Origin of the sequence: Rhizobium bangladeshense, from assembly GCF_001662075.1 — a bacterium.
Lineage (GTDB): Bacteria > Pseudomonadota > Alphaproteobacteria > Rhizobiales > Rhizobiaceae > Rhizobium > Rhizobium bangladeshense_B.
The window spans coordinates 89753-109157 of the sequence record NZ_LYPL01000009.1 but is presented as its reverse complement, the minus strand read 5'-3'; the positions used below and the strand labels follow the sequence as shown (position 1 = coordinate 109157).

The following is a 19405-nucleotide window of genomic DNA, read 5'->3' as shown; positions in this document are numbered from 1 at the left end:
TCAACCCTCATATGCCTTGCAATAACGGCTTTGTGTTTGCCGGTTGAACGGAACCTGTCGCCTCGTCATCGACCAATTCCGCTTCGAGGATGTAGCGCAGCGGCCCGCGTTCTGTCGCGTCGAAGGGCCAGCAGGTGGTCAGCACGAGATGGCGACCGTCGGAGGCGGGATCGATGCCGCTGGCATCCCAGGGAGCGATGCGGCCTTCGCCGGCCTTGAAGGTCAGGACTTTGCCGTCGCGGCGGGTGACTTCGATGGCGTCGCCCGGCTTTATATATTGCAGCCAGCGAAAGTGGGTGTCGCGATGAGCGGCGATGACCGCGGTGCCTTCATCGCCTGGCTGCGGCGTGTTGGCGAGCCAGGCAGGACCAAAGGCGAGAGCCTCGCCGGAAGCGCCGGAAAGCACGATTGCCTCCTTGCCGAGGCGCGGTGCGCGCACCTTGGCTTCCGTGGTGAAGTCCGCCCAAGGCCAGGGTTTTGCCGCTTCGCCCCGCAGTTCCGCAGCGAAGGCGCGTTTCAGCAGCACCTGAGAGAGCTCTGCCTTGGCCTTCAGCAGCAAACCGTCGCCGATCAGCGCCAGGCCGTAGAGCGCCAGGCCGGCAATCCCAATGGCGATTGCCTTTTCGATCGACGAAAGGCGCCAGAGGAAAAAGCCCTTCTTCTGGCGCGCCTTCGGTCTGTCATGGGCCGTGGCCGCGGCCATGGCGAGTTCCAGGTAGGTCGGAAGCGGCTCGAATTCAGCCGCTTCCTCATTCCTGCCGGCAGGGCGACTAGAGGCCATTGCGCCTGCCTCCGGTGGTGATGACGCCTTTGAGGCGCCGGCGCCACACGGCCAGTCCGCTTGCCGCCGTCAGCGCCAAGAGCAGCATGGTAAGCCCGCGCATGATCTGTTCGTCGGCGCGGGTCGCCGTCTGCGGCAGGTTCACGGTCGAAGTCTTCTGCGCGATCATGGTGGCGGCCTTCGCGGTCGGAGCTGCGGCCATCAGGTTTGCGATCTCCGGCGATGCGCCGCGCCCGTGGATGACGGCGGCAGCGTGCTGCGATCCGGAACCCTCCGTCGGCGTGATCGAGCCATGGGGTTGCCCGCCGCCAAGCGGCGCAGCATTTTCGCCGAACACCTTCCCGAAATCCCAACCGTCAGGCAGGTTGAGCGGCAGCTTTGCCGAGCCGAGCGGCTCGTTTGCCGGCCGTGACGGCGTGACGTCGACGGCGACGAGGCTGGTGACGCGGGAGACGAGGTGGTGGGCAAGCGCCACCGTCTCGATAACCTTGTCGAGCGCGGCAGGATCCCGGCGCTCATAGGCGCGGGTTTCAAAATCGTCGATCTTGCGCCGCGCCCAGAGCTTGGAGATGCCCTTGCCGTCGGCGGCGTGAGCGATATCCATCTCGACGCGCCAAGGCTGGTCGCCCGTCTTGCCGATGATCTGCAGCTTGCCGGCTGGCTTATCCTCAGGCAGTTCCGCCGTCAGCACGACGGGCTCGCCGCTATAAAGGTCGGGCATCGGGTTCGGCGTGATGTCCTCGGCCGCGATGCCTTCGAAATTCGCGGCGATATCGGTCATGGCGGGGTTCTGCAGCTTGGCGAAGAGTTCGCCCATGCGGCTTGCCACCTGATCGGCCGATCCGATCTGGGTGAACGTGCCGCGGCCGATTTCGGCGGCCTTGCTCATGAAATAAGTGTTCGGCGCCGAGCCGATGCCGACGGTGAAGACGCGGGCATCGCCACGGTTTGCGGTGATTTCCTGAAAGAGCTGCTGCTCGTTGCCGATCGCGCCGTCGGTTAGGAACACGATCTGGCGTAGCGCCCCGCTTGCGACCGGGCCCTGGTTGCGCAGCGCGTCCTCGAGGGCGGGCAGCATTTCGGTGCCGCCGTCGGCGGTCAGGCCTCTGACATAAGCGATGGCTTTTTCGCGATTGTCTGGCGTGGCGGCGACGAGACCCTTGAAATAATCGGTCATCGTGTCGTCGAAACGGATGACGTTGAAGCGGTCATCCGGATTCAGCTTGGAAATGGCGAGCGCCAGGCTCTGTCTTGCCTGCTCGATCGACTGGCCGGACATGGAGCCGGAATTGTCGATGACAAAGACCACCTCGCGTTTGGCCGGCGCTGCCGCATCCGGCGCCGTCGGCGGGGTGACGAAGGCGAGCAGATAGGTCTTACCGTCCTTCACTTCGCGAAAGAGACCGGCGTTCGGCGTCTTGCCGGGAGCAGCCTTCCAGGTGAGTTCGAAATCCTTGTCGGCGGGAACGGAATCCCCCTTTAGGCTGATCGTCCTCGCCTGATCGCCGTCCCGTCCGATTTCGACCGCGTGGAAAGATGATGTGACGTCACCGAGCGGAAAACCCGCCTTGAGGTTGACGGTCAGCGAGACGGGGTTGATTTTTGCATTCTCGCGCGGATCGAGCACGGTGGCTTCGATCTTCTCACGGTTTTCCACCGGCTCGCTCGGCGTGGCGAAACCGGCGCCGTTGTTGAATTCGACCGTCTGGACGATCGGCGCCGGATTGTAGCGCGGTGCGACGACCATCGGGAAGCGCAGTGAGAACTCACCGCCCGACTGGCGGACAGTCTGCTGATATTCGATCTGCACGACGATTTCTTCGCCGGGGCCGACATTGGCGACCTGATTGGTAAAAATGTTCGGCCGCTGCTGTTCGAGCAGCGCCGTCTTCTTGCCTTCGGCCTTCGCCTGCTCGTAGATCTCCCGGGCTTCCTGGCGCGGCTTGATCTGGCCTTCGATCAAGCGTTCGCCGATCTGCATCTTCAGCGCGTCGACGGCGGAACTCTCCGGCAGCGGGAAGACATAGGTGCCCTCGACCCAGCCCTGGCTCGGGTTCTGGAAGCGCTGCGTCACCTTCACCCTGGCGATCGGTCCCGAGACGTCGATTGCGACGTCGGTCTTCAGCCGCGGCGCTTCGACGTAGAAGCCGGGTTCCTTCGCCGGGAAGAGCAGCGAGCCGCTATTGACGTCGTTCGGCCGGACAAGGGCCGCGAGCTGGCCGGATGTCTGCTGCGCCTCGGCGCGCGCGGCTGAGGCAAGTCCCAGCATGGCTGCGAGGCACGCGGCAAAGGCAGTGGCGGCGACAAGAAATGAAATGGAAATCCGGCGCATGCGCATGCGCCCGATGGCGAACTCATCTTCCAGAAACATTGGCGTACCCTCAATAACCAATTTTGGATAACGCAATGATGCGGCTTCGATCTCGGCGCGCTCGCGACCGAATTGCGGCGGCGTGCGGCATTTGTTGCGGCTTATTCGTGGCGAAGGGCGAATCCGACAATGCCCCTGATTTCTAAGGGTTTAGGTGACAAAAACGCGACGGTTGCCAACGCGAAGTGCCGGACGTGATGCGGTCGAAATGCATGGCCCTCAACCGTCGAGGCTCATTCCGCGGCTCTCATGGACGGGTGATCCTGTAGACCAGCAAATCATTTGAATCCGTGAGCTTGGTTGCGGTCCTGTCCAGATAGTCGATCACGCCCTTATGATGCTCGACGAACAGCAGGTCCTGCTTGTCCGTGGCGTTCTTGGCCACGCCGAACAGATCCGCGCCCTGCGCGCGCAGTTCCTCGAGCTGTGCGATCGCGGTGGCGTCATCCGCGACGAATTTCGACCATTCGGAATCGCCTCCGCCGGGCGGGAATACCCAGCCGCGCGCCCTGCTGTAGTAAACTGCGACGGGATCGCCGACTTCGGGCGCGATGGCGACGACGAGGTCGCCCGGTTGCGTCAGCCGCGCCAGTTCCTCGCCAAGCAGCTTGCCCTTCATCGCGATTGGCTTCTTCATCGTCCTCACGAGGGGAAGGGTCGACCAGCCGAGCGCTATGGCCACGATACAGATCGAGCGAAGCATCACCGCCGGCGTTAGAAAGGTTGTCGATGAAAGCCTTGCCAGAAGAAGCGCGCCATGGCCGCAGAATATCGCGACCGGCACATGGAAGATGTGGAGGTTCCACACATTGCTGGTGATCTCGCCCGCCGCCGCCAGATAAAGGATCGATGCCGCGGCCAGCCACACATAGGGAATGGCCGAAAGGATGCGTTGCTTCGGGTCTTCGGCGGGTCTGGGCGGCATCCACATGCCGACCGCGAACAGCACCATGAACGGATAGCCATAGAACCATAAAACCGAGGTGTTCCATGCGGATTTGAAGTAGAACCTGTCCCTGACATATGTCCAGAAGCCGTAATCCCAGATATAGCCGCCGCTGCCGGCGAAATGAAACGGCGGATAGCTGCGGGCGAGATAGATCGCCCAGCTGAAATATGCGCCGATGATGGTCAGGCTCAAAAGCCCTGACAGGAAGACCAAGCTCGCCCGCTTCCACTTCTTCTCCAGAATCCAGCAGACCATCAGATAGAAGATGACGGCGCCGGCGGCGATGCCCGGAGGCTTTGACAGCACGCCGAGCGAGAAGCTGGCCGTGGCGAGCGGCAAGAGCCAGCCGCTGCCGCCGACCCAGTATTTGGCGAACAGCCAGACACCAAGAGTGACCAAAGCTAGCATCGCGGGATCGGGAAGAAACGAGCTGTCGATCTGGATTGCCGCCGGCATCAGCGCGTAGGCCAATGCCGCCGCATGGGCGTGCATCTCGCCCCAGCACAGCGCCGTCAGCCTGTGCAGCGAAAACACGGTCAGCAGACCGAAGAAGGCTGCGACCACGCGGCCGAACCAGTCGTGCCAGCCGAAGAGTTGGTAGAGCAGGGCTGTAAGGTAGCTGACGATCTGGAACTCGCGGCCCTGATAGCTTGGCCCGGGCCCGGTCCAACTGACCTCGGGAAAGAAGATGTTCCAGCTGCGCTGCTGGAAGTTGTCGGCCATCATGGCGGTGCTTATCTCACGCCAACTGAAGCCGTCGACCAGCGGCAAGGTGATCTTGTGGAACCTGAAGACGATCGCAATAATCAGGATCCCCAGCAAGATCGCCGTGTCGACGTTCAGATAATTGCGGGAAGCCATTTCCCGGTCGATCGTCTCCCGCGGGTATTGCCGACTTTCGGACCGATTCAATTCCAGGGCGTCCGGCGCGAGACGCAGCGGTGCGGAGGGCTTGCGGGGCGGCTTTCTCATGCCGGCAGTTCATCAGCAGCGGCTTAAAAAGCAATTCATCCAAATTGAGTACTGACCCTCCTCCCTCGTGCTGAGATGGCAAGTACCCCGGCTCGCCCTGTGTGGCGAAAACGATCAATAAGAATCATTGCCCCCATCACGCCTTTGCGCTTGAAATGCCGTCATACATTGGACATAGAGCTAACCGCAGAACTCCGGTCCCGGCTTTCTGCCCGTTTCAACCATTAGGACCGATATCATGGCCTTCCTTGCCGATGCTCTTTCCCGTGTGAAGCCTTCAGCCACCATCGCTGTCTCTCAGAAAGCGCGCGAGCTGAAAGCAAAAGGACGCGACGTCATCGGCCTCGGCGCCGGCGAGCCGGATTTCGATACGCCCGAGAATATCAAGAAGGCCGCCATCGACGCGATCAACCGCGGCGAGACGAAGTACACGCCGGTTTCTGGCATTCCCGAACTGCGCAAGGCGATCGCCGCCAAATTCAAGCGTGAGAACGGCCTGGAATATTCCTGGGAGCAGACGATCGTCGGCACCGGGGGCAAACAGATCCTGTTCAACGCCTTCATGGCGACGCTGAACCCCGGCGACGAGGTCGTGGTCCCTGCGCCCTACTGGGTTTCCTATCCCGAGATGGTGGCGCTGTGCGGCGGTACGCCGGTTTTCGTTTCCGCCACCCAGGAGCATAATTTCAAGCTTCAGGCCGCCGATCTCGAAAAGGCGATCACGCCGAAGACCAAGTGGTTCATCTTCAACTCGCCGTCCAACCCGACGGGTGCTGCCTATACGCATGCCGAGCTGAAGGCGCTGACCGACGTGCTGATGAAGCACCCGCATGTCTGGGTGCTGACCGACGACATGTACGAGCACCTGACCTATGGCGACTTCAAGTTCGTCACGCCTGTCGAAGTCGAGCCGAAGCTTTACGACCGCACGCTGACGATGAACGGCGTCTCCAAGGCCTATGCGATGACCGGCTGGCGTATCGGCTATGCGGCCGGCCCGATCCAGCTCATCAAGGCGATGGACATGATCCAGGGCCAGCAAACCTCGGGCGCGACGTCGATCGCCCAGTGGGCGGCCGTCGAAGCGCTGAACGGCACTCAGGACTTCATTCCGGCCAACAAGAAGATCTTCGAAGGCCGTCGCGATCTCGTCGTGTCCATGCTGAACCAGGCCAAGGGCATCGTCTGCCCGGTTCCGGAAGGCGCCTTCTACGTCTATCCGTCCTGCAAGGGCTTGATTGGCAAGACCGCCCCCTCCGGCAAGGTCATCGAGACGGACGAGGATTTCGTCTCCGAGCTTCTGGAATCGGAAGGTGTGGCCGTCGTTCACGGTTCGGCCTTCGGTCTCGGCCCGAACTTCCGCATTTCCTACGCAACCTCGGAGGATTTGCTCGAGGAAGCCTGCCGCCGCATCCAGCGCTTCTGCGCCGCCTGCAAGTAAGCCGGTTGCGCCAACTTCGATTGAAGGCCCGCCGGCGACGGCGGGCTTTTTGTTCGTGTGTTGACGCTGTGGCTGCATGTAGCTACATTTGATGTCATGAAGATCGTTTCAATCCGTGACGCGAAGAACCGCCTGACCGAGCTTGCCCGCGAGGTCGAGGAAGGTGAGACCATTGTCGTGACCCGGAACGGCAAGCCGGTCTTCGATCTCGTGCCGCATCAGAAGCGCGGCGGTTTGAACCTGGAAGCGGGCGAAGCCTATCTGCGTTCCAAGGGCATCACGAGGACGGAGATGTATATCGCCGACGACTTCGACGATCCTCTGCCGGAAGATTTCCTTTTGAAGCCGCTGCCGTGACCATGCGGGTCCTGCTTGACACGCACATGGTGATCGCGATTGCGCAGAAGCACCTGACGAAACGTTTTCCGCGTGTCGAGCGGCTGCTTTCTGACGATGCCGCCAGCGGGTTCGTCAGCGTCGCCAGTCTCTGGGAAATTGCCATCAAGACGAGGCTAGGCAAATTGCAGCCGGGATTGCCGTTAGAGACCATTCCCGTCTATCTCCGGGAGACCGGACTGACGATCCTGCCCGTCGACGTCCCCCACGTCATCACCGCTGCCGATCCCGAGCCCGAGACGCGCGATCCCTTCGACCGCCTGCTGCTAGCGCAGTGCAGGGTCGAGGGCTTGCAGCTTGTGACGGTCGACCGATTGCTTGTCGACCATCCGCTGGCGCTGCGCCTCTGAAGCGCGTCGCAATCTTTCATCTTCGCTCCCAGCGCTCCAGGTTTTTGATTTCTCGCATGTCGTCATCGCAAAACCGCTGCACACTTTTGCGCGACATGCTTTAGGCTTCCATTCTGATTGAAGACCTTGCGGCAACGATTCGGCTTTGCCTCGCAAGTCGTTGAATTCCGATTCAAATCGTGAGGGGGGAGCGTCGGCGGCGCGGGTGATCTCAGGTTGCGGGCGGCCGTCAAACCAACTAGATATCCGCCATCAAGTTCAAGTTGCCGCTTTGGGAGGCCGGATTTTGCAGCAGAGTGCCGTCATCGTCTGTTCCGACGTCAACATGCTGCCGGCAGCCTGCTGCACCCTGCTTTCCGTCAAGCGCAATCTGGCGAGGGCCGGTGAATTCCTGCTTCTCGGCATCGACCTGAAGCCGAACGAGGTCGCCGAGGTCGAAAGCTTCGCGCACCTGCATGGCATGACCATCAAGGTGCTGCCCTATGCGACGCCGGATACGGCGCGCCAGGCGCGGGGCCGTTGGTCCGCCGCCACGCTGGCGCGGCTCTATATGGATCTGCAAATTCCAGATAATATCGTGCGCCTGCTTTACCTCGACGCCGATGTGCTGGCGGTAGCGTCCGTCGACGAACTCTTCACCAGGGATCTCCAGGGCAAGGCGCTTGCCGCCGTCGATGACTATGTCATGGCCTTTCCCGAGAAGGCGGGCGCGCGGCAGCGCAAGATCGGCATGAGCGAGGGCGGGCGCTACTTCAACGCGGGCGTCTTGCTGTTCGACTGGTCGGTCTGCCGAGCAAAGGGGCTTTTTGCCAGGACCCGGGAAGTCTTCGAGGAGCGCTCGCATCTGTTCGAAAACAACGACCAGGATGCGCTGAACGTTACGTTCGACGGCGACTGGCTGGTGCTCGATCCGTGCTGGAACACGCAGACGGGGCTTTTGCCGTTCATCGACCGACCGGCCATCCTTCATTTCACCGGTCGTAAGAAACCGTGGCAGGCGACCGTTCCCTGGGTGCACCGTCGGATAGCCGAGCGTTATGCCGAGGATCTCCGCAACACGCCGTGGGCCTCCTTCTGCAAGCAGCCGTCAGCGGCGGGCCGGGTTGCCGGTTTCTTCTCGCACGTGGGAAAGCAGATCGGCGGGCTGACGCGGCTTGCACAGATGCGCGCCTATTTCAGCAACAGCTAGATCGTCCTTGGAAAGTGCATGTGAGCCGATGGAATCAATTCCGAGCGATATCAGGACTACGACCGCCGAAGATGGCGAAGTGAATCTCTTGACACCAGAAGCGTGGAAGGCTTTGCTGTCGCGCTATTCCCACATCGTGCTTGTGGCGAATAGCGAAGCGGTCGATTTCGAACGGCTCAGAAGCGAGCTGCCGGAGACCGCGCTCTACGTCTTCTTCAACAATGTCTACAAGGTGCTCGACGAGCCCTTCGCCGGTCATGCGGTGCTGGTTGCCCGCAGCGGCGTGATGGGCGCCAATATCGTCCACCGTCGCGAGGTGGGCGATGTGCTGCGCTTCTTTGCCGGCGATGACTTCCTGGGTGTCATCAATATTCGCGTCTCCCCGGAGGAAAATTTCAGCGAGGAAAGCCGCTTCAGAGGCGCCAAGGCCCGCCACCTCGATCTGACGCAGATGCTTGGCGATCTCTATCCCCAGGGCAAAATCGCCACGAGCGGCTTTGCAACGGCGCTCTGGATCGCCGACCTGCAACTGCCGGGCAAGATCCTGCTTGCCGGCTTTTCGGCCAAGAGAAGCGAGAAGTGGAAGGTCTTCGACGTGCATGATTGGACGTTCGAGCAGATCTTCCTGCGACTCTTTGCCAGGATGGGTTCGATCTCGATGTTGGGCGGGGTCGATGCCAGCCCCTATTCGGCGCTCGCCAAGCGGTTTCCACAGGTGCCGCCGATCGAGATCGCGATGACGGCGGCCGAAGTCTTGTCCGAGCGGCTCCACAATGCGAACGGCCAGATCGACCGGCTGATGTCGGTCACCAAATCCATTCGCGCCGTCGAAAACTTCTTTCGGCGCTTCAAGCCGAAAACCCGTAAAGAGCGCTACCTCGAAAAAACGAAGAAATGATAGCCGCCGGTTCTCGTCGGAGGGCGTGACCTGCCGAAAGAGTTTCTTCGGCGATCAATCTCCGCGCCGTCTTCAAAGCCCCAGCGCCGTCAGCATGACGAAGGTAGAAAAGAGGATGAAATGCGTCATGCCCTCGATGGCATTGGTCTCGCCATCGTTGAGATTGATTGCCGCGGCAATCAGCGTGATCGCGACCATCACCGTCTGCACCGGAGTCATCGCCATGATGAGGGGTTGGCCGGTATGGAGCGCGATCGCCTCCATGGCGGGCACTGTCAGGATCACCGTCGACAGCGAGGCGCCCATGGCGATATTGACCGTCGCCTGCATCCGGTTTCTCAACGCCGCTCTCAAGGCGGTCAGGATCTCGGGTGCGGCCGAAATCGCCGCGACGACGACGGCGGTGACGGCGATCGGGGCGCCGCTGTCGCGCAGGCCCTCAGCCATGAAAGCCGACATGAACTCCGCGAGCACGCCGATGATGACTATGCCTGCGAGGATGCTCACGATCGAGACCGCCGCCGACTCCTCGGTGTCGCGTTCGTCGTGACTTTCCTTCTTCCGCTCGGAGCGCGGATAGCTGTAACTGAAGAAATAGCTGTGCTGCCCGACCTGCATGCGCAGGAAGAGGCCGTAAAGCGCGATCATCGCGACGATGGTGAAGGCGGAATAATAGTGCCACTTATCGCTCGGCACGAATTCCGGCACAACCATGGAAATGCCCATGGCGGTGAGGATCATCACACCGTAGGTCTTGCCCGAATTGTCGTTATAGGGCTGCTCGCCGTGTTTGAGGCCGCCGAGCAGGGCGGCGAGGCCGAGAATGCCGTTGATATCGAGCATCAAGGCCGAATAGATCGTGTCGCGCACCAGCGTCGGAGAACTCTCGCCGGTCATCATGATGGCGAGGATGAGGACTTCGACGGCGAGGGCGGAAAGTGTCAGGATCATCGTGCCGTAGGGATCGCCGACCTTGACGGCGAGCAGTTCGGCGTGATGGGCGACGCGGATCGAGGCAAGCACGATGGTGCCGACCAAGGCCGCGGCGGCGAGCAGCGCGACACCGCGTCCCATTTCGATCACTGCGTGTTCAAGGAGATACGCGATCATCGCGGCGGCAAGCGCGGCGACGAGATATTTTTCCGCTTTAAAGCGTGAAGCGATGCCCAAATCAAAGCTCCCGTTGCGATTCATGCCTCTTAACTAAGTCACTGATTCGGGATGGGAAGCGCGCCACCGCACTCGGCTATTTGCAGTCTTCGGCGTTTAATGGAATACTGAACGCCATCGGGGCCGGAAAGCAGATCGCGGCGTCCTCGTATTCTCGTCAAGCGGCCGCGATGATCCGGATCCTGTCCGGAGGCGTGCGAATGCGCAACATAAAGATGAGGAGACGGATGCATGGTCAAGGTGGTCTACGAAGTCGTGCCGCATGACGGCGGCTGGGCCTATAGACTGGGAGGCGTCTATTCCGAAGCATTTCCGAGCCATGCCGACGCGCTCGAAGCTGCGCGTATCGTCGCGGCCGAACAGCAGGTCGGCGGCGATTCCGCCGAGATCAGCTGGCAGGACGAAAACGGCAAGTGGCACGAGGAATACGCCGAGGGCGGAGACCGGCCGGAAACGGAAGTGGTGGACGGCCTATGGCAGGATCGCGCGACCGGAGCCCCGCATGGCGCGTGACGCTAGGCATTGCCCTTCAATGCCCGCGCGACTATCGCGTCGACAAGTCGCGCTTCTGCGCGGTATAGCGATCGCCGTCCGTCCTGAACTCGGCTGCCAGTCTGCGTTTGAGCGCGGCATATTCGCTCGCCGACTCCGGATGCGCGATGAGAAAATCCCGGAAAGCCAGCCTGTTTCGATGTGTGCCATTGCCGGCCGGGCAGAGGTAGACCCGTTCCGCCGGTGCCGAGCCTCTCGATAAAAATGCCCAGACGTCGTCGTCATAGCGATTGCCGCGCGGTTCATAGGCTTCCGCCAGAAGCACCGCTGTGGCATCGGCGACATGCTCGAGGCCGGGAAGAACGATGTCGATATCGATCAGAGGCTTGGCGATCATGCCCGCTATCGACGTGCTGCCGATATGATCGATCGAGAGCGCCTGCGGCAGCCAGGTGAGCAGCCGGCTGCGGATGCGCCGGAAATCCGCCGGCCATTGCGGATCGTAAGGCACCAGTTCAACCGGATTGTGAGGTGTCATCTTTATCCTGTTAGAGCGATGTCAGCAAAATGGTGATGCGGTTGGGTGTCGGGAATCGCGAGAAAACAGGGGTATAAAGTGATACCCATCCCGGGTGGAGGCACGCTGCCGACCCCTTGAATTGTGCATGATTCTTTTCGGAAATCGATTCCGATTTTGTGAATATCCGCCAGAGCATGATGCCGAAAAGTAGGAGCGGTTTTCGGACGACATCATGCTCTAACTCTTTAATTTAGAACAGTATTCAGATTTAGGCCGACCAGGCCCAAAATCATCCTGTTCTAGTCGAATACCGGTAGTAGTCCTGCAGGCCGTTGACCAGCGCGTCGAAAGTGACGCGGCAGCGCGGCGAGGATTTCAGGCTCTCATGCATCGCCACCCAGGTGCCGAGCGGGATGTTGAAAACATCGGCCAGGAGATGCACGAGATCAGGGTTCTCCCGTGCAAGCCCGACTTGGCAGAGGCCGATGCCGACGCCGGCGCGGATCGCGGCAAGCTGGGCGAGGTTGCTGTCGGTCCGGTAGGCGAATTTGATGCCATCGGGCACCGGATAGCGCTTCATCACCAGGCGGACATAGGCCGTCTGCCGGTCAAAGCCGATAAGCCGATGATGTGGGAGGTCAGCCACGCTTTGCGGAATGCCATATCTTTCGAGATAGCGGCGATGGGCATGGAAGCCGAGCGGAATATCGCCGATGCGGCGCACGACGAGCGCATCCTGCTGCGGTTCGGCCATGCGCACGGCAATATCGGCCTCGCGATTCACCAGATCCTCGATCGCATCGGAAGCCGAAAGCTCGATCTGCAGCTCGGGATGGGCGTCCTGTAACGGCCCGAGAATCGCAGGCAGCACTTCGACGGCGATGACCTCGCTGGCGCTGATCCTGATCGTTCCGGCGACGCGTTCGCGTTGGCTGGATGCGGTCCGCAATAGCGCGGCGGTGGTTGCCGCCAGCGTCTCGGCATAGGGCTTCAGCGCCAGTGCTGCGTCGGTCGGCAGCAGACCGTTCGGCGATCGAGTGAAGAGTTCGGCGCCGATCGCCAGTTCCAAGGCATCGACATGGCGGCCTATGGTCGGCTGCGTCAACCCCAGCTCGCGGGCGGCGGCCGAGAGCGATCCGTGCTGGAGCACGCTGAGGAAACTGCGATAGAAATCCCAGCTCGGTTCGGGGTTCATATATTTTTGTATATCTGATCCACTGATTTCGTCAATTTCGTTTACCCAGCAACCGGAGCATATTCATTTCATGGATCGAAGGAGATGCATGTGATGAGCAGAGAGACGAAGAAGACCGCCCTTGTTCTCGGTGCAACCGGTGGGATTGGCGGCGCGGTTGCGCGAAAGCTGCTGGGGCGCGGCTGGCGGATCCGCGCGCTGAATCGTGATGCGGAACGGGCGATGCGGAACGAGCCGGCATTCGATTGGGTACAGGGCGATGCGATGAATGCCTGCGACATCCTGAAGGCGGCCGAAGGCGTCGGGCTGATTGTCCATGCCGTCAATCCGCCGGGCTACCGCGGCTGGGACAAGCTGGTGCTGCCGATGCTCGGCAATACAATTACCGCTGCCCGCGCTTTCGGCCTGCGCATCGTGCTGCCCGGCAACGTCTACAATTTCGGTCCCGATGCCCTGCCGATGCCGTCGGAGGAGAGCCCGCAGCATCCGGTGACCAGGAAAGGTGCGATCCGGGTCGAGATGGAGGAACGGCTGAAGGCGGCGGCGCAAGCCGGCATCGGCGTCATCATCGTCCGCGCCGGTGATTTCTTCGGCCCCGGCGCCACTGCCAACAGCTGGTTCTCGTCCGGCCTTGTGACGCCGGGCAAGCCGGTCAGCACGATCAAAAACCCCGGACGGCGTGGCGTCGGTCATCAATGGACCTACTTGCCCGACATGGCGGAAACCATGGCGCAGCTTATCGAACGGGCGGATCGGCTGCCGTCCTTTGCCGTCTATCATATGGACGGTTTCTGGGATGCCGACGGCATGCAGATGGCGGAAGCGATCAGGCGCGTTGCCGGCGGCACGGCGAAGATCAGGCGTTTTCCCTGGTGGATCGTGCCGCTCTCCGCGGCCTTCCTTCCCTTGATGCGGGAGATCATGGAGATGCGTTATCTGTGGAAGGTGCCGTTGCGGATGTCGAACAGCAGACTGACGGCTGAACTCGGAAACGAGCCGCGCACACCGATCGACGAAGCCGTCAAGGCGACGCTCGTGGCGCTCGGCTGCCTGTCCGAACCGCAGCATCAGCAGCCTGCGTCCGCCGTTGTCGGGCATTCACTGCAGGGCGGACATTAAGCCGCAAGTTCGGAAAGGGCGAGCCGGGCGACCATCAGAGCCGTCTCGACCTGAGGCGTGTTTGCGTCTCCGAGGAACCAGGCGGCCGAAAGGCCGGAATAGGCGGCGATCCACTGCAAAAGCCGCTTCGGCTCGAGCCTCGCTTCCATCGAGACGACGGCGAGCTGGCGGCGGAAACGGCTGGGATCGGTGATGGTTGGCAGCTCCTCGTTGGCAAAGATATTGGCGAAATCGAAGCCGCGTTCGCCATGAAGGCGCTTCGGATCGATCGCCAGCCAGCCGCGTGTCTCGAAATCGAGAATATTGCCGTGGTGAATGTCGCCGTGGAGGATGGTGACTTCGCGCGGGTCGGAAAGAAGAGCGTTGGCGACCGTCGAGCAATCGGCAAATGTGCCGCCAACTTTATCGGCCGTCGGCTCCAGTTCACGGAACCAGCGTGTGAGGGGTATTGGATCGGGAAGCGGCTTTTGGCGCGGCGCATGCAGCCTTGCGGCCGTCCGGCAGAGGATACGGCTGGCCTCGTCGTCTTCGCCATTCATCGCCATGGCAAGCAGCGACCGTTTGCCCGTCGCCCGTTCCAGAAGCACGGCGTCGCCCTCATGGGCGTAGACATGGGCAGCGCCATCGCCGTCCCACCATTGCATCAACAGCGCGCCATATCGTTCGTCGGTGTCGGTCGCGACCTTCAGCATGGCGGGCCTATCCTGCCAGAAGACCGGCAGCAGGCGGCTCGATTGGGTGAGGATCGGCTCGCCGTCGGCAACGAGCGACCAGCGATCGAGATAGGGAGCGAACATGGCGACACCGTACAAAGATGGAGCGGAAATGGAAATCCCGCCTCTCAGCGGGATTTCGCAATTCTGATCCGAAGGCCTCAGGCGACCTTCTCGACAGCGGAATAGTCGATGTAACCCTTGGCGGTGCCGCCGTAGAAGGTCGACTGGTCCGGCGTGTTGAGCGGCAAGTTCTTTGCTAGCCGTTCGACGAGGTCGGGATTGGCGATGAAGGGCTTGCCGAAGGCGACGAGGTCGGCGCGGCCGCTTTCGACGGCATCGACCGCCAAGTCGCGGTCATAGCCGTTATTGACCATCCAGTTGGCCTTGCCATCGGCCTTTTCATAGGTCCGGCGCAGTGCCTTGTAGTCGAATGGAGGATTGTCGCCCTGCTTGTAATCACGGTCGCCGCCCGTCTGGCCTTCGATGACGTGGATATAAGCGAGGTCGTATTTGGCCAGTCCCTCAACGACATGGGCGAAGGTGGCCTGCGGATTGGAATCGTAGCTTTCGCCCGACGGCGTCACCGGTGAAATGCGGATCGCGGTGCGGCCGGCACCGACTTCCCTCACGACGGCATCCACGACTTGGAAGGCCAGGCGCGTGCGGTTCTCGATCGAGCCGCCATATTGGTCGGTGCGGTCATTGACGCCGTCACGAATGAACTGGTCGAGCAGATAGCCGTTGGCGCCATGAATTTCGACACCGTCAAAGCCGGCGTCGATGGCGGCGCGGGCAGCCTTGCGGTAATCCTCGACGATGCCAGGGATTTCGGCGGTTTCGAGCGCACGCGGCTCGGAGGTGTCGGCGAAGCTGCCGCTGCCGTCGGCGTTGACCAGGTAGGTCTTGGCCTTGGCGACGCGATTGGTCGAGGAGACCGGCTTGCTGCCGTCCGGCTGCAGCGTCGTGTGCGAAATACGGCCGACATGCCACATCTGTACGACGATCTTGCCGCCGGCGGCGTGAACGGCGTCGGTCACACGCTTCCAGCCTTCGAGCGCTGCCTTGCTATAAAGACCGGGCACGTCGGCATAACCCTGGCCTTGATGGGTGATCGCAGTCGCTTCGGTGATGATCAGTCCTGCCGTGGCGCGCTGGCGGTAATATTCGACGTTGAGGTCGTTGGGGATCGCGCCCGGCGAGCGGTTGCGAGTGAGCGGCGCCATGACGATGCGGTTCTTGACGGTGATGTCGCCAACCTTGGTGGGCTCGAAAAGCTTGGCCATGATGGTCCTTTCTTTTGCGGGAGGATCACTCGGCGGGGGCAAGGGCGGCCCGGCCCCAGGCGGAGAGATGGTCGAGCGCCGCTGCGTCAAGGCCGATCGGGCCATCAGGGCTGCGGCGGAGATTTTACAGGTCCTGCGTCAGCTGCTTGAGGAAGGCTGCGATGGTGTCTTCGTTGCGCTTGTAGAAGATCCATTGTCCCACGCGTTTGGTGGTGACGAGGCCGGCGCGGTGCAGTGTCCCGAGATGGGCCGAAACCGTCGACTGCGACAGGCCGCACCGTTCGAATTGGCTGGCGCAGACCCCCATTTCGAAAGGATGCTCCTGCGTGAGGAAATGTTCCTCCGGATTTTTCAGCCAGTTCAGAATGGCCATCCGGGTGGGATGCGCGAGCGCCTTGATGATCTCGTCTCTGTCCATCGCCGTTTGTCGATCCATAAATCGTATTTTCTCGATATATGGATCGATGCTCGTCGATATGCAAATCACGGAGGCGTGAGGCGGCAGCCTGCCGCGTGTGCGCAAATTTTGTGCAAAAAAAGAGGGCCACCGGAAAACCAGGGCCCTTATAAGTTGTGAAGGTCAAAACCTCCAGAGGGGAACAGCTAATGCGGTGGTACTGGGAGAGAAACCACGAAATGCATCAGCCGAAAGGGATATGGTGCTTCCTTAGGCAGGTTTCAATGCTTTTTTGTGCATGCCTGCTATGCGCCGCACAATTTTTTTGCGGCGCGGCATACCTGGGTAAGCTAAGGCAAAAAAAGAGGGCCGCTGGAAAACCAGGGCCCTTATAATTGTGAAGGTTAAAAACCTCCAGAGGGGAACAGCTAATGCGGTGGAACTGGGAGGAAAAGCCACCATGTGCATCAGCTATGTGCGATATGGTGGTTTAATGGGCAAACGGCAACCCACATTTGTGCATGCCAGTCATGCGTCCCATGCATAGTATGGAAAACATTCCATAAATTTGATTAAAAATTCCAGTTTCTGGCCTTGCTGACAATGAAATCGCGAAAAGCCTTCAGCTTGGCGGCGTTCTTGATTTCATCGGGGTAGCAGAAATAGGTGTCGAAGGAGGGAACATCGGCGTTGATCGCCAGCTGAATCAGGCCGGGATCGCGTCCGACGATGTAATCCGGAAGGCAGGCGACACCGATTCCAAGGAGACAGGCGCGCTTGATCGAGGTCTGGCTGTTGATCTGCAGATGCGGGATCCGCTTGTTGTCGGACGAGCGGCCGGCGACCTCGAGCCAGTTGACATCGAGCAGGTAGCTCGGCGCCGGCTCGCCGAAGGTGATGATGCGGTGGTTGTCGAGATCCTCGATCTTCTGCGGCTCGCCATGGCGGTTGATGTAGGAGGGAGCGGCATAGACGTGCATGTGCACGGTGAAGAGTTTGCGTTGGATGAGGTCGGACTGCTGCGGCTGACGCAGGCGGATTGCGCAGTCGGCATGGCGCATGTTCACATCCACTTCCTCATTGTCGAGGATCAGCTGGATCTGCACATCGGGATAAAGCTGCAGGAATTCCTGGATCTTATCGGTCAGCCAGCCCTGGCCGAGGCCGACCGTCGTCGTCACACGCAGCTTGCCGGACGGCGTCTCGGTCGTCTCGGTGAGCTGCATCTTCACGGTTTCGAGCTTCAGCAGCACGTCATGGGCGGTGCGGTACAGCAGTTCACCCTGCTCCGTCAGGATCAGGCCGCGCGCATGGCGGTGAAACAGCTTGGTGCCGACATCCTGCTCCAGCGCGCTCACCTGACGGCTGATGGCGGATTGGGACAGATGCAGCTTATCAGCCGCGTGCGTGAACGAACCCGCCTCGGCAGCTGCGTGGAAAATACGCAGCTTGTCCCAATCCAGTGGCATTCCCCCGCCTCTCATGCCGATCTTACTCCGCGGCCACGGCGACGGGCATGTGGCCCGTCAGATATCGCTCGGCTTCGAGCGCTGCCATGCACCCCATGCCGGCGGCGGTGACGGCCTGGCGGAAGGTGTCGTCGGTCACGTCGCCGGCGGCATAGACACCCTCGAGGCTGGTCGCGGTCGAATCGGGCGCGGTCCAGAGATAGCCATTGTCCTTCAGCTTCAGCTTGTCCTTGAAGAGCTCGGTTGCCGGCGCGTGGCCGATGGCGACGAAGACACCATGGATCGGCATCTCGGTGACAGCACCGGTTCTGACGTCACGCAGGCGGGCGCCGGAGACGGATTGCGGCATCGGGGGCTTGGCCGGCGTGCCTGTTATTTCGGCCACTTCAGTGTTCCACAGCACCTTGACGTTTTCCTTGGCGAACAAACGTTCCTGCAGGATTTTCTCGGCGCGGAAAGTGTCGCGGCGATGCACCAATGTCACCGACTTGGCGATGTTGGAGAGATAGAGCGCCTCTTCGACGGCGCTGTTGCCGCCGCCGACAACGATCACATCCTTGTTGCGATAGAAGAAGCCGTCGCAGGTGGCGCAGGCTGAAACACCGAAGCCCTGGAAATGCTGTTCGCTTTCGATGCCGAGCCACTTGGCCTTGGCGCCGGTAGCGATGATCAGCGTATCGGCGGTCCAGACCTGGCCGCTGTCGGTGCGGGCGACGAAGGGCCGCTGGTTCATGTCGACCTCGGTCACCAGATCATTGACGATCTCGGCGCCGACATGTTTTGCCTGCTGCAGCATCTGCTCCATCAGCCAGGGACCCTGGATCGGATCGGCAAAGCCCGGATAGTTCTCGACATCGGTGGTAATCATCAGCTGACCGCCCTGTTCGAGACCGGCGATCAAAACCGGCTTCAGCATGGCGCGCGCGGCATAGACCGCGGCTGTATAGCCCGCGGGTCCGGAACCGATGATGAGCACCTTGGTGTGGCGGGCGGGCATGTCATTTCCTTTCGACTGGCAGGAGGGCGGCGGCTAGATAGCGATTGCGGCCGTTTCGCGGTCCATGCGCCATTTATGAACGACCAATGCTTTTATTCAAGGGCAGCCTTGCGTTACCAACAAGGCAAATCACCTTGTTGTGCAAGAATCCGTCATCAGCGTGAAACTTTCTTGCGTATTCCGCGGCTTTATATAGAAGCTCGCCGCGGAGAATTAAAGAAAGGCCATGATGTGGGTCGCACCGAGCTCGACGTCATCGACATAAAGATCCTCCGCGAGCTGCAGGCCGACGGCCGCATGACCAATGTCGAGCTCGCCGATCGCGTCGGCATTTCGGCGCCGCCCTGCCTGCGACGGGTGCGCAAGCTCGAGGACGCCGGCATCATCGAAGGCTATCACGCCATGCTGAACAGCCCGAAGCTCGGCTTCGACCTGGTCGCCTTCTGCATGGTCGGGCTCAAACATCAGTCGGAAGGCAATCTCAAGGCCTTCGCCGCCGCCACCACCGAATGGCCGCTGGTGCGCCAAGCCTGGATGGTCTCGGGCGACAGCGATTTCCTGCTGCATTGCGTGGCAGAAAATCTGACCCACTTCCAGGATTTCGTCATCGAGGTGCTGACGGCGAACGAGCATGTCGATACCGTGCGCACCATGCTGACGATCCGGCAGGTGAAGAGGCTCGGGCTGGTGGAAGTCTGAA

18 protein-coding genes and 1 pseudogene are annotated in these 19405 nt (G+C 61.0%); 8 read left to right on the top strand and 11 right to left on the bottom strand.

Going from position 1 to position 19405, the window contains the following annotated elements:
- Positions 1–7: 7 nt before the first annotated feature.
- The 3 genes from A7X77_RS18625 to A7X77_RS18615 form a co-directional block, all read right to left on the bottom strand.
- Positions 8–781, bottom strand: coding sequence for a class GN sortase (locus A7X77_RS18625; protein WP_064684326.1), 774 nt, complete (start codon positions 779–781; stop codon positions 8–10).
- Positions 771–3152 carry a marine proteobacterial sortase target protein gene (locus tag A7X77_RS18620; protein WP_064684325.1) on the bottom strand — a complete coding sequence of 794 codons (2382 nt, stop codon included), beginning with the start codon at positions 3150–3152 and terminating at the stop codon, positions 771–773. Before A7X77_RS18620 ends, A7X77_RS18625 begins: the two co-directional genes overlap by 11 nt.
- A gap of 247 nt (positions 3153–3399) precedes the next feature.
- Positions 3400–5073, bottom strand: coding sequence for an ArnT family glycosyltransferase (locus A7X77_RS18615; RefSeq protein ID WP_064684324.1), 1674 nt, complete (start codon positions 5071–5073; stop codon positions 3400–3402).
- Positions 5074–5311: 238 nt separating this feature from the next.
- Here A7X77_RS18615 and A7X77_RS18610 point away from each other — a divergent pair, with 238 nt between their 5' ends.
- From A7X77_RS18610 to A7X77_RS18590, 5 genes are all read left to right on the top strand, one after another.
- Entirely contained in the window at positions 5312–6514 is a 1203-nt protein-coding gene (locus A7X77_RS18610) for a pyridoxal phosphate-dependent aminotransferase (RefSeq protein ID WP_012484631.1), read from the top strand.
- Positions 6515–6610: 96 nt separating this feature from the next.
- Positions 6611–6871 (top strand): type II toxin-antitoxin system Phd/YefM family antitoxin, encoded by a 261-nt coding sequence (locus tag A7X77_RS18605; protein ID WP_064684323.1) that lies wholly within the window; start codon positions 6611–6613, stop codon positions 6869–6871.
- A 2-nt stretch (positions 6872–6873) separates the two neighbouring features.
- Positions 6874–7260 (top strand): type II toxin-antitoxin system VapC family toxin, encoded by a 387-nt coding sequence (locus A7X77_RS18600; RefSeq protein WP_064684322.1) that lies wholly within the window; start codon positions 6874–6876, stop codon positions 7258–7260.
- 286 nt (positions 7261–7546) lie between these two features.
- The gene (locus tag A7X77_RS18595; RefSeq protein ID WP_082928834.1) at positions 7547–8449 is read left to right on the top strand and encodes a glycosyltransferase family 8 protein; all 903 of its coding nucleotides are present in this window, start codon (positions 7547–7549) and stop codon (positions 8447–8449) included.
- A gap of 28 nt (positions 8450–8477) precedes the next feature.
- Positions 8478–9347 carry a hypothetical protein gene (locus A7X77_RS18590; protein ID WP_064684321.1) on the top strand — a complete coding sequence of 290 codons (870 nt, stop codon included), beginning with the start codon at positions 8478–8480 and terminating at the stop codon, positions 9345–9347.
- 72 nt (positions 9348–9419) lie between these two features.
- Here A7X77_RS18590 and A7X77_RS18585 read toward each other — a convergent pair whose 3' ends face one another.
- Positions 9420–10517 (bottom strand): calcium:proton antiporter, encoded by a 1098-nt coding sequence (locus A7X77_RS18585; protein WP_064684320.1) that lies wholly within the window; start codon positions 10515–10517, stop codon positions 9420–9422.
- A gap of 231 nt (positions 10518–10748) precedes the next feature.
- On the opposite strand from A7X77_RS18585, the gene A7X77_RS18580 reads away from it, so the two are divergent.
- Positions 10749–11030: a DUF2188 domain-containing protein gene (locus A7X77_RS18580; protein ID WP_064684319.1), complete on the top strand. Its 282-nt coding sequence runs from the start codon at positions 10749–10751 to the stop codon at positions 11028–11030.
- Between the two features lie 2 nt (positions 11031–11032).
- Here A7X77_RS18580 and A7X77_RS18575 read toward each other — a convergent pair.
- Both A7X77_RS18575 and A7X77_RS18570 read right to left on the bottom strand, forming a co-directional pair.
- Positions 11033–11547, bottom strand: a pseudogene (locus A7X77_RS18575) (GrpB family protein).
- 271 nt (positions 11548–11818) lie between these two features.
- A complete protein-coding gene (locus A7X77_RS18570; RefSeq protein WP_064684318.1) occupies positions 11819–12724 on the bottom strand; it encodes a LysR family transcriptional regulator in 906 nt (301 codons plus the stop codon).
- A 93-nt stretch (positions 12725–12817) separates the two neighbouring features.
- Here A7X77_RS18570 and A7X77_RS18565 point away from each other — a divergent pair, with 93 nt between their 5' ends.
- Complete coding sequence (locus A7X77_RS18565) at positions 12818–13843, top strand: NAD-dependent epimerase/dehydratase family protein (RefSeq protein WP_064684317.1); 1026 nt, start codon at positions 12818–12820, stop codon at positions 13841–13843.
- Here A7X77_RS18565 and A7X77_RS18560 read toward each other — a convergent pair.
- The 5 genes from A7X77_RS18560 to trxB form a co-directional block, all read right to left on the bottom strand.
- Positions 13840–14640, bottom strand: a complete 801-nt coding sequence (locus A7X77_RS18560; RefSeq protein WP_064684476.1) for an aminoglycoside phosphotransferase family protein — start codon at positions 14638–14640, stop codon at positions 13840–13842. The genes A7X77_RS18565 and A7X77_RS18560 overlap by 4 nt on opposite strands.
- A 77-nt stretch (positions 14641–14717) precedes the next feature.
- Entirely contained in the window at positions 14718–15842 is a 1125-nt protein-coding gene (locus A7X77_RS18555; RefSeq protein ID WP_064684316.1) for an alkene reductase, read from the bottom strand.
- A 124-nt stretch (positions 15843–15966) separates the two neighbouring features.
- Entirely contained in the window at positions 15967–16260 is a 294-nt protein-coding gene (locus A7X77_RS18550) for an ArsR/SmtB family transcription factor (protein WP_064684315.1), read from the bottom strand.
- Positions 16261–16811: 551 nt separating this feature from the next.
- On the bottom strand, positions 16812–17708 hold the full coding sequence (locus tag A7X77_RS18545) for a LysR family transcriptional regulator VtlR (RefSeq protein ID WP_004671024.1): 897 nt from the start codon (positions 17706–17708) through the stop codon (positions 16812–16814).
- A 22-nt stretch (positions 17709–17730) separates the two neighbouring features.
- Positions 17731–18705: a thioredoxin-disulfide reductase gene (gene trxB, locus A7X77_RS18540; RefSeq protein ID WP_064684314.1), complete on the bottom strand. Its 975-nt coding sequence runs from the start codon at positions 18703–18705 to the stop codon at positions 17731–17733.
- 231 nt (positions 18706–18936) lie between these two features.
- Here trxB and A7X77_RS18535 point away from each other — a divergent pair, with 231 nt between their 5' ends.
- The gene (locus tag A7X77_RS18535) at positions 18937–19404 is read left to right on the top strand and encodes an Lrp/AsnC family transcriptional regulator (protein WP_064684313.1); all 468 of its coding nucleotides are present in this window, start codon (positions 18937–18939) and stop codon (positions 19402–19404) included.
- Position 19405: the final 1 nt, after the last annotated feature.

Bases quoted from the DNA above. Each gene is read 5' to 3' on its own strand.
- A7X77_RS18605 (WP_064684323.1), top strand. From the start codon at position 6,611: ATGAAGATCGTTTCAATCCGTGACGCGAAGAACCGCCTGACCGAGCTT.
- A7X77_RS18615 (WP_064684324.1), bottom strand. From the start codon at position 5,073: ATGAGAAAGCCGCCCCGCAAGCCCTCCGCACCGCTGCGTCTCGCGCCG.
- A7X77_RS18600 (WP_064684322.1), top strand. From the start codon at position 6,874: ATGCGGGTCCTGCTTGACACGCACATGGTGATCGCGATTGCGCAGAAG.
- A7X77_RS18565 (WP_064684317.1), top strand. From the start codon at position 12,818: ATGAGCAGAGAGACGAAGAAGACCGCCCTTGTTCTCGGTGCAACCGGT.
- A7X77_RS18555 (WP_064684316.1), bottom strand. From the start codon at position 15,842: ATGGCCAAGCTTTTCGAGCCCACCAAGGTTGGCGACATCACCGTCAAG.
- A7X77_RS18550 (WP_064684315.1), bottom strand. From the start codon at position 16,260: ATGGACAGAGACGAGATCATCAAGGCGCTCGCGCATCCCACCCGGATG.
- A7X77_RS18580 (WP_064684319.1), top strand. From the start codon at position 10,749: ATGGTCAAGGTGGTCTACGAAGTCGTGCCGCATGACGGCGGCTGGGCC.
- A7X77_RS18620 (WP_064684325.1), bottom strand. From the start codon at position 3,152: ATGTTTCTGGAAGATGAGTTCGCCATCGGGCGCATGCGCATGCGCCGG.
- trxB (WP_064684314.1), bottom strand. From the start codon at position 18,705: ATGCCCGCCCGCCACACCAAGGTGCTCATCATCGGTTCCGGACCCGCG.
- A7X77_RS18610 (WP_012484631.1), top strand. From the start codon at position 5,312: ATGGCCTTCCTTGCCGATGCTCTTTCCCGTGTGAAGCCTTCAGCCACC.
- A7X77_RS18560 (WP_064684476.1), bottom strand. From the start codon at position 14,640: ATGTTCGCTCCCTATCTCGATCGCTGGTCGCTCGTTGCCGACGGCGAG.
- A7X77_RS18625 (WP_064684326.1), bottom strand. From the start codon at position 781: ATGGCCTCTAGTCGCCCTGCCGGCAGGAATGAGGAAGCGGCTGAATTC.
- A7X77_RS18570 (WP_064684318.1), bottom strand. From the start codon at position 12,724: ATGAACCCCGAACCGAGCTGGGATTTCTATCGCAGTTTCCTCAGCGTG.
- A7X77_RS18590 (WP_064684321.1), top strand. From the start codon at position 8,478: ATGGAATCAATTCCGAGCGATATCAGGACTACGACCGCCGAAGATGGC.
- A7X77_RS18545 (WP_004671024.1), bottom strand. From the start codon at position 17,708: ATGCCACTGGATTGGGACAAGCTGCGTATTTTCCACGCAGCTGCCGAG.